At 38.1% G+C, this 14,748-nt stretch carries 15 protein-coding genes; 1 reads left to right on the top strand and 14 read right to left on the bottom strand.

What is annotated here, in order from left to right:
• Window positions 1–101: 101 nt before the first annotated feature.
• The 8 genes from JCM14932_RS01835 to JCM14932_RS01800 all read right to left on the bottom strand — a co-directional run bounded on the left by JCM14932_RS01835 (window position 102) and on the right by JCM14932_RS01800 (window position 7,834).
• On the bottom strand, window positions 102–1,559 hold the full coding sequence (locus tag JCM14932_RS01835) for an ABC transporter substrate-binding protein (protein WP_025023357.1): 1,458 nt from the start codon (window positions 1,557–1,559) through the stop codon (window positions 102–104).
• A 15-nt stretch (window positions 1,560–1,574) separates the two neighbouring features.
• Window positions 1,575–3,026: an ABC transporter substrate-binding protein gene (locus JCM14932_RS01830; RefSeq protein ID WP_025023356.1), complete on the bottom strand. Its 1,452-nt coding sequence runs from the start codon at window positions 3,024–3,026 to the stop codon at window positions 1,575–1,577.
• 28 nt (window positions 3,027–3,054) lie between these two features.
• Window positions 3,055–4,302: a family 20 glycosylhydrolase gene (locus JCM14932_RS14210; protein ID WP_025023355.1), complete on the bottom strand. Its 1,248-nt coding sequence runs from the start codon at window positions 4,300–4,302 to the stop codon at window positions 3,055–3,057.
• A gap of 9 nt (window positions 4,303–4,311) precedes the next feature.
• Window positions 4,312–5,232 (bottom strand): carbohydrate ABC transporter permease, encoded by a 921-nt coding sequence (locus JCM14932_RS01820; protein ID WP_025023354.1) that lies wholly within the window; start codon window positions 5,230–5,232, stop codon window positions 4,312–4,314.
• A gap of 11 nt (window positions 5,233–5,243) precedes the next feature.
• Complete coding sequence (locus tag JCM14932_RS01815; RefSeq protein WP_025023353.1) at window positions 5,244–6,215, bottom strand: ABC transporter permease; 972 nt, start codon at window positions 6,213–6,215, stop codon at window positions 5,244–5,246.
• Window positions 6,216–6,398: 183 nt separating this feature from the next.
• Window positions 6,399–6,617, bottom strand: coding sequence for a hypothetical protein (locus JCM14932_RS01810; protein WP_025023352.1), 219 nt, complete (start codon window positions 6,615–6,617; stop codon window positions 6,399–6,401).
• A 35-nt stretch (window positions 6,618–6,652) separates the two neighbouring features.
• Entirely contained in the window at window positions 6,653–7,270 is a 618-nt protein-coding gene (locus JCM14932_RS01805; RefSeq protein ID WP_025023351.1) for a hypothetical protein, read from the bottom strand.
• Window positions 7,271–7,432: 162 nt separating this feature from the next.
• Complete coding sequence (locus JCM14932_RS01800) at window positions 7,433–7,834, bottom strand: hypothetical protein (protein WP_155832054.1); 402 nt, start codon at window positions 7,832–7,834, stop codon at window positions 7,433–7,435.
• 150 nt (window positions 7,835–7,984) lie between these two features.
• On the opposite strand from JCM14932_RS01800, the gene JCM14932_RS01795 reads away from it, so the two are divergent.
• Window positions 7,985–8,434, top strand: coding sequence for a PTS sugar transporter subunit IIA (locus tag JCM14932_RS01795; RefSeq protein WP_025023349.1), 450 nt, complete (start codon window positions 7,985–7,987; stop codon window positions 8,432–8,434).
• 46 nt (window positions 8,435–8,480) lie between these two features.
• On the opposite strand, the gene JCM14932_RS01790 is transcribed toward JCM14932_RS01795, so the two are convergent.
• From JCM14932_RS01790 to nhaC, 6 genes are all read right to left on the bottom strand, one after another.
• A complete protein-coding gene (locus JCM14932_RS01790) occupies window positions 8,481–9,284 on the bottom strand; it encodes a hypothetical protein (protein WP_025023348.1) in 804 nt (267 codons plus the stop codon).
• A 145-nt stretch (window positions 9,285–9,429) separates the two neighbouring features.
• Window positions 9,430–9,888, bottom strand: a complete 459-nt coding sequence (locus JCM14932_RS01785; RefSeq protein WP_025023347.1) for a hypothetical protein — start codon at window positions 9,886–9,888, stop codon at window positions 9,430–9,432.
• Window positions 9,889–9,911: 23 nt separating this feature from the next.
• Window positions 9,912–11,069, bottom strand: a complete 1,158-nt coding sequence (locus tag JCM14932_RS01780; RefSeq protein ID WP_025023346.1) for an ABC transporter permease — start codon at window positions 11,067–11,069, stop codon at window positions 9,912–9,914.
• Complete coding sequence (locus JCM14932_RS01775) at window positions 11,062–11,739, bottom strand: ABC transporter ATP-binding protein (protein ID WP_025023345.1); 678 nt, start codon at window positions 11,737–11,739, stop codon at window positions 11,062–11,064. Before JCM14932_RS01775 ends, JCM14932_RS01780 begins: the two co-directional genes overlap by 8 nt.
• A gap of 12 nt (window positions 11,740–11,751) precedes the next feature.
• Entirely contained in the window at window positions 11,752–12,660 is a 909-nt protein-coding gene (locus JCM14932_RS01770) for an efflux RND transporter periplasmic adaptor subunit (RefSeq protein ID WP_025023344.1), read from the bottom strand.
• Between the two features lie 181 nt (window positions 12,661–12,841).
• The gene (nhaC, locus tag JCM14932_RS01765; protein WP_025023343.1) at window positions 12,842–14,254 is read right to left on the bottom strand and encodes a Na+/H+ antiporter NhaC; all 1,413 of its coding nucleotides are present in this window, start codon (window positions 14,252–14,254) and stop codon (window positions 12,842–12,844) included.
• Window positions 14,255–14,748 lie beyond the last annotated feature (494 nt).

The following is a 14,748-nucleotide window of genomic DNA, read 5'->3' as shown; positions in this document are numbered from 1 at the left end:
ATAATTCCCCTTAATCATATTTACACTGTTTAGTATACATATTAATTTCTAATCTCAAAGCAAAAAGAGATTGTGAAATAACCACAATCTCTAATCGATCTCTACTTGTTGTCTTTTAGGAATGCATCATATTGTTTTTGCATTTCTTTTTGAACTTTATCAAACCCAGCATCCTTTAGTTCTTTGTCCATCTTAGGAATTACCTTGTCAGGATCAGAAGTACCTGTGTTAATACCAGAGATATATTTGTTCATTACATTAGAGATATTTGTTAGTTCTGTCTTTACTTTGTCAGTCTTGAATTGGAAACCTAGAATTGGTGAATTGATAGCATCTTTTGTATCAGCTACACGTGTGTCGATCATCTCATCAGTAACGTTTTCAGTTGGTGTGATCACACTGTTGTCACCTGTATTCCAAGCAGCCAAGTGATATTTCTCTTTGTATCCTTTGAGCAACTTAACACGTTTCTTATCATCAACATACTTGTAACCTTCACCCTCAGGACCATAAACTAATCCGTTCAAGATCTCAGGGTTAGTGTTCATTTCTTCCAGAACTTTTACTGCAAGTTCCTTGTGCTTAGAAGAACTACTTACAACAAAACTACACATTTGAGCTTGAGCAGCTGACTTAATAGCTGGTGTCACAGCCTTTGATACTAGTGGTTGTCCAGCTGTAATAGTTAGTAAATTGTCACCGTAATCAAAAGGTCCTTGTGTCTCTTGACGTGCTAGCCATGTGTTACCACTGATTGGGTAATCAGTAACACTAGTTGCGGCATCTTTAGCAATGTATCCTTCTTGATAGTACTTGTGAAGAGTTCTTAAGACGCTCTTCATCTTATCAGTATCGTATTGGTTCACGATCTTTTCTCTGCCGTCAACAACATCGACTGCAAATGGATAAACATCAGTTAGTGGATAATCAAAATCTGATGCGGCTCTAAAAGTTTGTCCTAATGCGAAAGTTTGAACCTTAGGATTCTCCTTGTGGAACTTGGCAAAAACAGCTTCTAAGTCATCGTATGACTTGATATTGTCGATATCTAAACCATACTTGTCGACATACTTCTTGTTAAAAGTAATTACTTGTTTGGCATATACATTACCGTTAACTGGGAAAGCGTAAAGTTTACCGTCAACCTTGTTACCTTTGATATAAGCGGGATCAAGGTTCTTATATGCCTTTGGAGCATATTCTGGCATCATCTTTGTCAAATCAGTATAGGCACCCTTTTGGGCATTGACCGCATAATTATCAGCCTTAGCGATATCATAATTCTCACCTGATGAAACAATTACTGGCATCTTCTTAGCGTAGTCACCCCAACCGATGTATTGAATCTTCAACTTGGCATGAACTTTCTTTTCTAGAACCTTGTTAGTATTGGCGATCAAAGTATCATAGTTCTTTGGCTTATCACCAATTTGATACATCAATAATGTTGGTGTATCGCCATCACCAGATGAACTTTTTTTATTTCCACATGCTACTGCAACAACACTTACCGATAGTAAAAGCACTAATCCAAATAAATATTTAACCCATTTCTTCATTGAATGGTCCCCCTATTATTTTTGTAAAAACTTGTCGTATTGCTTTTGCATTTCTTTCATTACCTTATCGTAACCAGCACTCTTTAATTCCTTGTCGAGCTTAGGAATCGTCTTGTCTGGATCAACTGTTCCGGTATTAAGGTCCGCAATATACTTGTTCATAACCGCCGCAACATTAGTGATCTCTGTCTTAACGTTTGATGAATCAAATTGGAATCCCAAAGCTGGTGATTGTACAGCATTCTCAGTATCAACACGTTTTTGTTCCAACATTTCATCAGTTACATCTTTGGTATTGTAGACGATATCCGCATTACCAGTATTCCAAGCAGCCATGTGATAGCCATCTTTGTAACCCTTCAATAATTCAATTCTGTCATTGCCGATCTTCTTCCAAGATTCACCTTCAACACCGTAGACAAGGCCGTTCAATAATTCAGGATTACTATTGATCTCACCTAAGATCTTCAATGATGTGATCTTGTGCTTTGAACCGTTGTTGATAACGAAGTCACACATCTGTGCTTGTGTATTAGTCTTAGCTGGAGTTGTGATCGATCTTGAGACCATTTCCTTACCAGCAGCTTCTGACAAGGCTTGATTACCAACACCTAATGAACCTTGAGTCTCTTGTCTAACTAACCAATTATCAGTGGTCAGTGGATAACCTGTCTTATTTGTGGCAGCATCCTTATCGATATAACCCTTCTTGTAGTAACTGCGAATCACACGCAGATCACTCTTCATTGTTTCACTATCATATGGGTTAATGATTGTCTTACCGTCAGCACCCTCGCTGTAATCTACTGCAAAAGGCAATTCAGTACTTAGAATGTAATCGAAGCTCTCCGCAACTCGGAACATATTTCCAGTCGCAAATGGAACCTTTTTAGGATCCTCTTCTTTGAACTTAGCTAGCAATGGTTCCAAATCTTTGTATGAATTAACATCGTCAGCATTCATACCGATCTTATTTAAATATTTCTCATTAAAAGCTAATGTTTGTTGTGCGAAAACATTACCGTTAACTGGGAAAGCATAGAGCTTACCATCAACCTTGTTTCCTTTGATATAAGCTTCATCCAAGTCCTTATATGCGCTTGAAGCATACTTAGGAAGCAACTTGGTCAAATCAGCATACGCACCTTTTTGCGCATTAACAACATAATTATCAGCTTTGGCAATATCGTAGTTCTCACCTGATGAAACGATAACGGCCATCTTCTGTGCGTAGTCACCCCAGCCGATATATTGGATCTTCAGTTTGGCATGAACTTTTTTCTCCAGGATCTTATTCGCATTAGCCATCAAAGTATCGTAGTTCTTAGGTTTGTCACCGATTTGATACATCAATATCGTTGGAACAGAATCTTTATTAGCTTCCTTTTTATTGCCGCAACCAGTTAAACCGATCGCTGCTATCAGAACTAGTACTAAGCCTAAAACGTACTTCACAGATCTCCTCATAATTACCACCCATTTATTAAAATTAAAATCACCTATTGCGAACGCACCACTCTTTTCCGTGGATTATCGGCATATATTTTGTTAATGCATGTAAGACTTCTGTTTCAGTTTGGGCATCGGGAATATCACACCAGACATTCATCGACTGTCCTTTAATGTTGCTTATATCTTCAACGTACTGATATTCTGGGAACTCATTGATTTGCCACCGCGCGATCTTTTTGACAGTGGGATATTGATATGACGCCGCTTCGCCTAGAACATGATAGAAGTAACCGTCATTGTAATTGATAACTTGATATCCATGATCAATGAACGTTTGGACCGGTGCCATTTTTGAGTTCCACTTGGTCCAGTAAGTTATTTCAAAATCCGTACTCAGCTTGACGACTGGATCTGGATATTCATCCCTGAACAAGCCATCATTCCATACTCTCGGAACAAAGCCACTTTGGGTCGCCAGTTCCGCAATTTGATTCAAGTAATGTAAGTACGTGTCAATTCCTGTTGCTTGAGTATCGATATTATTCTTAGCGTAAGCAACTAACTCGGGATAATCATTGATCTTATCGAACTCAACGAATTCATCGCCACCGATATGGAAGTACTTGCTATCAGCGAACAACTCAAAATACTCACGTAAAATTTGTTTGAACCATTCAATTGCTGATTCATCAGAAATATTCAAGCCATTGGAATTCGGCAGTTGGAATTGGGGATGCTTTGATAAGACTTGTTTCAAATGACCTGGACTGTCTAACTCCGGAATAATCTGTATTCCAAACTTATGTGCATAAGCAACGATTTCTCGAATTTCTTTTTTGGTTAAGAACTCTGACGAAACAGCCTCAGGAACCAGCTCCGATTCAATTCGAAATCCCTCATTATCCGAAAGGTGTAATTGAAGTGTATTAAACTTATTAACAAACATTTCTTCGATCAACTTCTTGAAAAAATCGACTGAAAAGTACTTACGACCACAATCGATCATCACTGCCCGTTCAGATAATCGTGCCGTATAATGTAAGTTCACTTGCTTGTAGCCAGTATTCTTTAATTCACATAAGCCATATTTGATACCATTCAGACTATTAGCCGTTATCTTCAAAAACCTACTCGAGCGATACAAACTAAATTCGTCTTTTAAACTACCATCTGGTACTAAACACAAGGTTATTTTGGAAAGATTATGTAAATCAATATTATGATGCTTAACAATGAATTCAATCTCTTCAATTTCTGTTGCACTTAAGTTGGTGCATTTGAATGGCTTCATACACGCCCCCTATTCCTTAACACCACCGATAGTAAGACCACGGACGAAGTATTTTTGGAAGAATGGATAGGTTGCGGCGATTGGTAGTGTCGCAATAACAACCATCGCCATTCTCGTTGCTTCTTTAGGAACAGCAGCTAGACCACCAGCAAATTGAGCACCAGTTCCGGCATTTTGTGTCAGCATTTCGATATTAGCTTGAATCTTCATCAATAAGTATTGCAGTGGAACTAGTTTATCGTCTGAAATATATAGAAGAGCATTGAACCAATCGTTCCAGTAACCTAGTGCTGCGAACAAACTGATCGTCGCAATACCAGGAACAGCTAGTGGAATAACAATCTGTAAGAAGATTCTCAATTCACTTGCACCATCGATTCGAGCTGACTCGATAATCGATTCAGAAACCTGGCGCTTGAAGAAGGTTCTCATAACGATGATATTGAAAGGACTGACAGCCATCGGCAAGATCAAAGCCCACAAGGTATCCTTTAAGTGAAGCATGTTAGTAACAACGATATAATTGGCAACCATACCAGGTGAGAACAACATTGTGATCAAGCAGAAGATCGTAAAGAATTTTCTATACTTGAACGATTTTCTCGAAATAGCATAGGCGTATGTGGAAGTGAATGTCGCATTGATCATCGTACCGAAGACCGTTACGATCACTGAAATCCAGAGCGATCTCATCAACTCGCCACCCATTGTTGCCAAGTACTCGTAACCTGCGAAACTCCATTTCTTAGGCCATAGTTGGTAACCATATTGGGACAAAGTATTTTCATCAGTCAACGAAATCACGATTACGAAGAATAACGGTAAGATACACGTAATGGCGAATAACCCGATGATAACGTTGAAAAACAAGTCAGTCTTCTTACCGAAGGCTCGTACTGTAACATCCTCAATAGCTTTCTTTTTAGTCATTTTTTTACCTCTTAGAATAGTGCTGAGTCGCCGTCAAAACGACGTACAAGCATATTTGTCGAAACAAGTAAGATACAACCAACAACTGATTGATACAAACTGGCAGCACTAGACATACCGATATCACCTGTGGCAGTTAATCCGTTATAAATGTATGTATCTAGAACTGAAGTAACGTTATACAACGCCCCTGAGTTCTGTGGAACCGTATAGAACAATCCGAAGTCAGCACGGAAGATATTACCAACTGCTAGGATCGTCATTAGTGTCATCAATGGTAATAGTTGGGGGATGGTGATGTTCTTGATCTGTTGCCACTTACCAGCACCATCGACCATGGCAGCTTCGTAGTACGTTGGGTCGATACCCATTACTGTCGCAAAGTACAAAATACTGTTGTATCCGATACCCTTCCAAGTTCCTAACATCAACAGGAAGAATGGCCAATACTTCGGTTCAGCGTACCAGTTGATATCTGTGTGAAGCATTGAGTTAAGCAATCCTTTTTCGGGGTTCAAGAATGCCATTACGAAGTAAGCAATGATAACCCATGATAAGAAATATGGTAGAAGCATTGATGTTTGATACGTCTTAACTAACTTCTTATGTCTCAATTCACTCATTACAATGGCGAAGAATACGGCAATGATCAGATTCAAGGTAATGAATCCTAAGTTATAGAGCAACGTATTCTTGGTGATCAGCCATGCTGCATTTGAAGAAAATAGGAATTTGAAGTTTTGGAATCCGACCCACTTACTTTGTGCAAGACTGGCCATGAATCCATCTGGTGAAAATTTGAAATCCTTGAATGCTACAACGTTGGCGAATACTGGAATATAGAAGAAAAATACCATCCAGATGGCACCCGGCAACGCAAAGATAATGAAAGGACCATTATTGGCGAACTTTTGCCGAAACTTGGATCTCTTTTTGCGTTCTGACGAGTTCTCCAGTCCTCCTTTAGGTGTTACTTCTTTCATTTTTATTCCTCCCTATGTGAAACCGCTTTCGAAAGTTATTCTATCTTTTTTATGAACTACAAAATAAGTTACAAATTCGTTTTTTGTACACAAATACTAGCTTGATATATCAAATTTCTACATTAAAAAAATGAGACCTCATAATTGAGATCTCATTTTTTGATTTATATTATTGTGTAATCATTACCAACAGCGCATTCCCATGCCATAACCACCCATACCGTGGAACATACCAAAGCCACCGATCATCGGCATAACTGTAATAACCAGAACCGCCACTACGATAACACCAATAAAAATAGGCGTTACTTTCTTATTATTAACTGTTTTATTATTATTCGAAGCCATATACCAAATTAGACCAATAAGTAAAAGTACTATCAATGTTGAAGAATACATCATAGTCCTCACCCCTTTTGCTCATATAATATCATGGACTACTTAACCTTACTATTTAATTGTTTGGTCAATTCCACAAGACTGTATACCTTATCGTAATTAGGGTTGCTCTTCTTCATATTCCTAATATCAAGATTATTGATAATGAACTTGCCAGCATCATTTTTAATCCAGAAATTATAATTTGGTTCTGTGATCAAATATGAATCAGAACCACTTAAGTTGTACTTAGCCATTTCTTTTTTAAATGCTCGGTTCTGTTCAAACTTCTTCTTATTAGACTTAATACCAGTAATTATCTGACTACCTATCTTCGGTAAGGGGAAGTTCGTTTGTCGATAAAGAACCTCCGTATTCTTCTGATCAGAACTACCGTCAACGCTGGACTTAATGTCCTTTGAAAAGGCAAATCCCATCGGAACCGTCGTAGCAATGTATTGATGCTCCAAAGTTTTACTCCCACTCAAAACTCTATCAACGTGGATCGTTGCCTTAGTTTGCACAAGCAGTGGCTGATGTTCCATTTTTTCATAATTAACGATCGTACCTTCAATTACATAATCATTTTTATGCTTCATATCATGCCAAGTACTTGGAAAAACATCATCAAAGTTAGTGCTGCCAGGTAAATATTCAATTATGGCGGCTGAAGTCATCTTGTTCCAATGTTTTTTATTAACTTTGATTTTACGCTTTAATGAAGCATTCTCATTTTCAGTCTTACTATTATAGCTTTGTGAGCACTATTGCTACAACTGATCAGCGTCACAACTGCCAACAGAATTACCAAAACTCCCCAGATTTTTTTCATTCTTCCCCTACTTCACCGTTGAACGGTTTAATTTGTTATTATATCTATTTTTTTGGATGTTGATTTTTCGATATCCAACTTGGAAAAATACTTTATCCCGCATAATAACTATATCAGAATTTTCTTCTGATTTGTTGCTGCCTTTGTTTGTGCCGTTCAAATCAAAGATCATATCAGTATAAATAATATCCAAAATAGGCATGTTGGTAAGTTCAAATCTAGCGATGCGCTCATCCAGCATTCTCTTTGCATCGTTTGTACACTCAGCTTCAGTTTGATAACAAGCTGTCAGTGGTATAAAAGTTATCATCATTATTATCATTCCAGCAAATTTACTCATAATTATTCCTTTATATTGGTTATTAGAATCATACCAACGATCACTACTGCCATGCCATTCTAGTTTCATATATCATTCGATAAATAAATCTTTAAAATTTTTTTGGACTTTTCCCTTGCTATGAAACGGGTTCGATAGAATATCATAACTTATGTAGAGAAGTTAAGACATGTCGAACCGCTTCGTTGAATTTATAAAAATGCAAAGGAGATATATATTATGTTCAAAATTTTTAGAAAAAACCACACAACTGCAAATATCGAATTAAAGGATAACAATCAACTCAGTGCCTTAAAATTGGCCGCAAAAAAGGCTGCCGATGAATTCAATATTGACGAACAGAACATTCAAAGCAGTATCTTCGCAAGTGCCGCTGCCGGAAATATCATTATCGAAGACCGTGCTGTCTTCATGTTTGCTACTAGCGAGAAAAAGAGTAATGTTCACACAATGACTTTAACATTCAAAGATCCCATTGCTTGGGGTAACGATAAGACACCGATCGACTACATAATCGTGGGTATCTTCCCTGAAGATTCTGAGCAGTCAACGGTTGATGATATGACTGATAAGATCACCAATATCATGCACGATAAATCATCGCAACTAGATGACATCAAGTTTAATGACAGTGGATTGAACAAATTGAATCAATCATTCACTGACTAAACACAAAAATAACCTCTTGTTGGAAAACTCCAACGAGAGGTTATTTTTATTTATTATAAGCGTCATTTATCTCTTTAGTAAAGGCTGTTTCTGAAGATAGATCATTGGGGTCGGCATTGTTTCTCTGGTTCTCATTATTCAGTACATATTCTTTGGCACCAGCATCCTTGACCCAAAGTGTAAATTGTTCCGCACGTGGTCGGTAGACAGTTTTGGTTTTGATTTTATTCAGCCGCATGGCATTCGCAAAAGCGGTACTATCTTGGTCATCATACTCAACGTAATTAATATCTGTGATGATACTTGATCCGATAGCTGGTAGTGGTGCATCAGTATCATGGATATATAGTTCTTCATCTGAATGAGGGTTGACCGAAACGCCGTTATACTCTAAATCATTTTTATCAGATAGATAATCACTCGATTTGGTTAAACCACCGTGTAATATTAAAGTAACGGTTTTGCCCTCAAGCTTTTTTTGATTACCTAACAACACCTTATCAATCTTAATAGATGCCTTCGTGTAAGCATCGTCGTGAATATAAGATAGTTTCTCGTAATTAACAACTGTTCCCTTGATCAACAGACTTTTAGCTTCTTTGAATTTCTTAATGCTACTAGGGAAAACATATGAGGATGTCTCACCAATAGAAGTCACATCTATCTTTTTGGCTTTAGCCACTTGTGCATCCCACTTAGTCTTATTCTTCGCAATTGTCTGCTTCTGAACCTGTTGTGCTGACGCTTCTTTATCCTTAGCACTATCCCTATCAGAATCGTCGGCGGACTGACATCCCGCTAAGAATAACACTGAAAGTCCTGTCACAAGAAAGATTACTATCTTCTTCATAATTATGGCCCTTTCCGGCAATGTTTACCTACAGCATAGCATGAATATCCATTCTATCTCTATTTCGATCCAGTATAATCAAATACAATTATGACAATAAAAAAGCCTGAACATTTCTGCCCAGACTCATAACGCCGTTACACTATTAGAGTGATGATACAACAAAACAGATTGCTGTACAAACACTGATCTTGATTTTACTATTTTGGGAAACATCTAATTCTTTCCAGTTAGTCCAAGCAATCAAGCCATTACCGATCAAACCAATTACTATCTTGATCCAAATATTAGGAGCTTTACCGGTAATTAAATCAGCAATGATGCTTAACAATGAGGCCAACGTTAATCCAATCACGATATTGACAAAAATCGTCTTTTGAAATCCCGTTTCATTATTATTCAATACTAGGTACATAACGCCGTAATAAATTGCAAAGCTAAAAATAATCGTTACAGTATACATTCCTAATTCCAAGGCTTTGCCCATTGCTGGAGCGGCGCCGATTCTTTGATTAGATAAGAACATCTGTATCAATTCCATGAATGCTAAAATCAAAAACATTGCAAACAAGGTCCAGCCATCTAATTTGTATAATTTTTTCATATTAATCCCCTTTTTAAAACTAACTATTCTTCCTTAAGTAATCCAACCAGTGGTGATTGTGCAGCTTTATTTGATGGAATAAAACCAAAAATCAAGCCGACCGCAGTTGAAACTGACAAGGAGATAGCTAATGAATATCCGGTCACGATTGCCTTGAATGGTAAGAAGGCATTGATGACAGCTACCAGTGCATAACCGCAGATAATACCGATCAAACCACCGATAACACAAAGTACCACACTCTCGATCAAGAACTGACTGCGGATATCGTTCGAGGTTGCCCCAAAGGCACGACGAATCCCGATTTCTTTGCGTCGTTCTGATACAGTGATATACATCACGTTCATAACGCCGATACCAGCGATCAATAGTGAAATACCGGCTACTAATGCTACGAAGTAAGTAATGTAATTCAACATCTTCGTGAAGGTCTTACTGATTTGATCTGGATTAGAAACAGAATAACTACCCATCTGCTTGTCTTCACCAAATTTCTTCATCTGCTGAACAGCTTGCTTACCGACAGTCTTCTTATTAGCATCTGGTTGCACATAGATACGTGCAATATTTTGTGTGATCTGATTAGCGAAGAGTTGTTTGAAAACATCTTTTGAAACATAAATATCAGGACGATAGTTGAAGTCACTAACCTTGTAGATTCCACGAATGATGAAGACATTTCCCTCTATAATAAGCGGTTTGTTCAACGCTGATTCACCTTTAAAGATACGTGTTGCTAAGCCATGTGAGATAAAAATATTACTCATATCCGACTTATCGATCGTCGTGCCGACACCCTTATATAGCTTCAAATGCTTAGGTGCCTTGTTCAAATCCGTTGATTCACGCTTAGTCTTATATTGAATCTTAGCCGTAGCAGCAGTATTACTGCTGTCTAGCTTGACGTGATCGACACCAGATACTCGTTCCAAAGTGCTAACGTCGTTTTGGGTGAGACCACTAGTTACATCATCATATGACGACGATTGAAAACTAATTGTGACGCGACCCTTGTCATTGTGTGTTCCCATACCCTTAGTCATTGTCTTCGTGAAACCATCACCAACAGCTAAAATGGCAATAACGCAGGCAATACCAATGATGATTCCTAACATCGTTAGAAAATTGCGATTTTTGTTCTTACCAATCGACTTGAATGCGATCATAATCTTATCAATCATTCTTAAACACATCCTTTGCGTCATGATATAGTCTTCCGTCACGAATATAGACTGTTCGCATCGCGTACTGGGCAACTTCTTCATCGTGAGTAACCATGATGATCGTCGTGCCAGCTTGATTCAACTTCGTGAAAATATCCATGATTTCCTTACTAGTCTTAGTATCCAAAGCCCCAGTTGGTTCGTCCGCAATGATCAGCTTAGGGTGATTAACGATTGCACGAGCAATTGCCACACGCTGTTGCTGTCCACCAGATAACTCTGAAGGACGGCTTTTTTCTTTGCCTGCCAAACCAACTTGTTCGATTACATCTTCAACACGTTCTAGCTTATTGTGTTGCTCTGTCTTGCTATACACCAATGGAACTTCGATATTTTCATAGACATTATAAGTAGTTAATAGTTTGAAATTCTGAAAAACAAATCCCAATTGATCACCACGAATACGCGATAAAAGGTTATCAGAAGTATCTTTATAATTCTTATCATTTAATAAATATTCACCAGTATAATCTTGATCCAAAAGTCCCAGGATATTGATCAAGGTTGACTTACCAGAACCAGATGGTCCCATGATAGCCAAAAATTCGCCCTCGGGAACTTCTAAGTTAATATCTTGTAAGACTTTAAATTGGCCGTATGATTTTCCCACGTTACTTATCTTTAACATGAAATCACCGCCCTAGAACAAGACCAGCTTATCGCCAGCCTTGATTCCTTTTTTGACGTAATAATTGTTATCATACTTAGTTAAATCAAGTACACGACGGTGTTTCTTGTCATTCTTGACAACATAAACTGTATCGCCTGACTTAACAGCGGTCTTAGGAATCTTGAAACCACGAGTTTTATTTTGAATCTGGACATGCATTCCATAAGTCAAAGTTTCATCAGTGTTTACTTGGAAGTGATAGTAAGAAACAGCACCATTATTGTATGGAATCTTGTCCTTAGAACCATAAGTTCCCTTGATCTTGTCGCCATTATTCTTGATAACAGTAACTGACTTGCCCTTTTTGATCTTATCCAATGAGAATTCATTGACATTACCCTCAATGATCGGTGTACCGTAAACAAAACTACGGCCTTCGCTATCCTTAAAATAAAGTCCAGCAGTTGGTGCTAGAACCGTACGACTTTGTGCTTTAGTCAATTTATTTAGTTTATCTTGAGCGTCACCTAAGACGGCTTGGTCCTTAGCTAATTCGATTTGATAATCAGTATTCTTATCAGTTGTTGTGTTCAATTGTTGAATGGCTAATTGAGCTTGTCTGATCTCTAGATTAGCTGAAGCAATCTCACTAGACATGTTTCGATAGAATGTAAAGAGAACTTGTCCTTTGATAACTTCTTCGCCATTTCTGACATTTGATGATGCGAGTGTTTCATCGTCAGCTTTTGGTTCATCACTGACGGCGTGTTTTTGGTCTGCTTGAACAACACCTGTGAAGTTATCAGTTTGTTCTGATTTCACTGTATAAGTGTTGTATTTATCATTTTGGTCATCGTTGCTTTTGCCTACGATCACGGCTATAGCAATAATTGCCATGACAGCGGCAATTCCCCAAATTGTAAGTTTAATCCTTTTCATATTTCCTCCCTATTTTCAAAAAGACTTGTTCCATTATACATTTAATTCTACCTAATAAATATACTGATTTAGTGTGATTAGAATAACCTGACCTTACAATTTTGTAAGGTCAAAAAAGGCAAAAAAATATTCCATAAAAACTACTTTTTCAGTAATTAATATGGAATATTTCTGAAAATAATTATGCCGTAACAGTATCATCATTATCAGCAGTCTTCTCTGACTTATCCAAACGTTTCAATCCAATTCCAGTGAAGCCACTAATAATAGAAAGAATTGGTGATAATAAACTGAAGAAACAGAATGGTAAGAAGGCTAACGTTGAAACACCGAGTGTATTGGCTGCGAATGCTCCGGCAACACCCCAAGGAATCAAGTAATTGATAACTGTACCACCATCTTCAAGTACACGACTGAGTGCTAAGTTATCAAGACCACGTTTGTTAAAGGTTGATTTGAATGCTTTACCAGGTAAGATAACTGATAAGTATTGTTCACCAACGAAGATATTAACTCCGATACCTGAAAGGATAGTTGCTGTAACGACTGAACCCGGAGTCTTAAGCTTAGCAGCGAGTGGTGTCATGGCTGTTTGAATGACGTTGAACTTCATCAACAGACCACCTAATGAAAGAGTTAAGAAGATCAATGAAACTGTACCCATCATCGAAGTGATACCACCACGAGTAAGTAAGGCATCAACAGCTGAATTACCAGTCTTAGAAACAAATCCACTTTCGATGAAACCTGCAACATCTTTAATCTGCGTGCTTGGTTTTTGAATGAAGATCATTCCAACTGTAACGGTGATATTCAGGATCAAGGTAGCAATAGCAGGAACCTTAGAGATCGCACATACGAACAATAGTGCCACTGGCAAGATAGCCCACCAAGAAATAACGAAGTTACTATTCAAAACATTCAAAGTTGTGTTGATATTTCCTAAACTAGCGTTTGATGAACCGCTTTTTCCAATAATAGCGTAAAGGATAAGAGAAATAATAAAAGCAGGAATCGTCGTCCACATCAAGTTCTTGATATGAGCGAATAGGTCATCTTCTGCTATAGCTGAAGCCAAGTTAGTTGAATCTGAAAGTGGTGAAGTCTTATCTCCAAAGATTGCTCCTGAGATAATTGCTCCAGCAACCAAGGCTGGATTAGCACCGATTGTTGTTCCCATACCGAATAATGCAATACCTAGAGTAGAAATAATTGTGAAGGCACTACCGACAGAGGTTCCGATGATCGCACAAACGATGAAGACTGAAGGAACGAACCACTGAACTGAAATCATGTGGAATCCGGCGACCATCATTGAAGGAATGATCCCAGCCGCAATCCAAGTACCGATCAAAGCACCGATCAGAATAAAAATAAAAATCGGTACGATACCATTCTTAACACCATCAATAATTCCAGCATGAATATCATCCCAACTAGCTCCACGAACCTTAGCCCAAAGAACTAATAATCCAATAACCACTAGAACTGGTGTCTGTGGTGATAATCCAAATTTGATAACACTGAATCCCAAGACGACTAACATTACTACTAAAATTGAAATTGCCTCTCTGAAGCTGACTTTGTTTTCCATAATTAATCTCCCTTTCCAAACCCTAGATACAAAAAAAGTCGTTCCTATTGCTTACGCAACAGGGACGACTAATAACCGTGGTACCACCCAGATTGAGAATAAAATATTCTCCACTCTCGAGAAGTAACGGTTCTCTTTACCCGCTTGGAAAAACCAAGTCATGTCTGGTATTTCATGACGTACACCCTGACCGGTTCGCATCAACCACCGGCTTTCTTACACACAGATGCAGTACTACTTGCTTCAGACACTTATATTTATTTATTTGATTGACTTGAATATTATCAGTAATTAAATTATAAGTCAAGCTTTCATTTTAATAATTCTCTAATTTTGGTTTTCTATTGCCGCTTACGATTCCGAGATGTTTTACCTGCCGTGGGGACCGGCCCGAGCCATGGTCTCGGACCTCGACTTTGAGCTTTGCTTCGCAAATCTTAAAGCTCGTCCTGTGGCTTACGCCACACTCACGGCTGGTAAAAATCTCTCCACCT

Source organism: Companilactobacillus nodensis DSM 19682 = JCM 14932 = NBRC 107160, assembly GCF_000615905.1.
Taxonomy (GTDB): Bacteria; Bacillota; Bacilli; order Lactobacillales; family Lactobacillaceae; genus Companilactobacillus; species Companilactobacillus nodensis.
The sequence above is the reverse complement of the archived record's forward strand: the minus strand, read 5'-3'. Positions and strand labels throughout refer to the sequence as shown.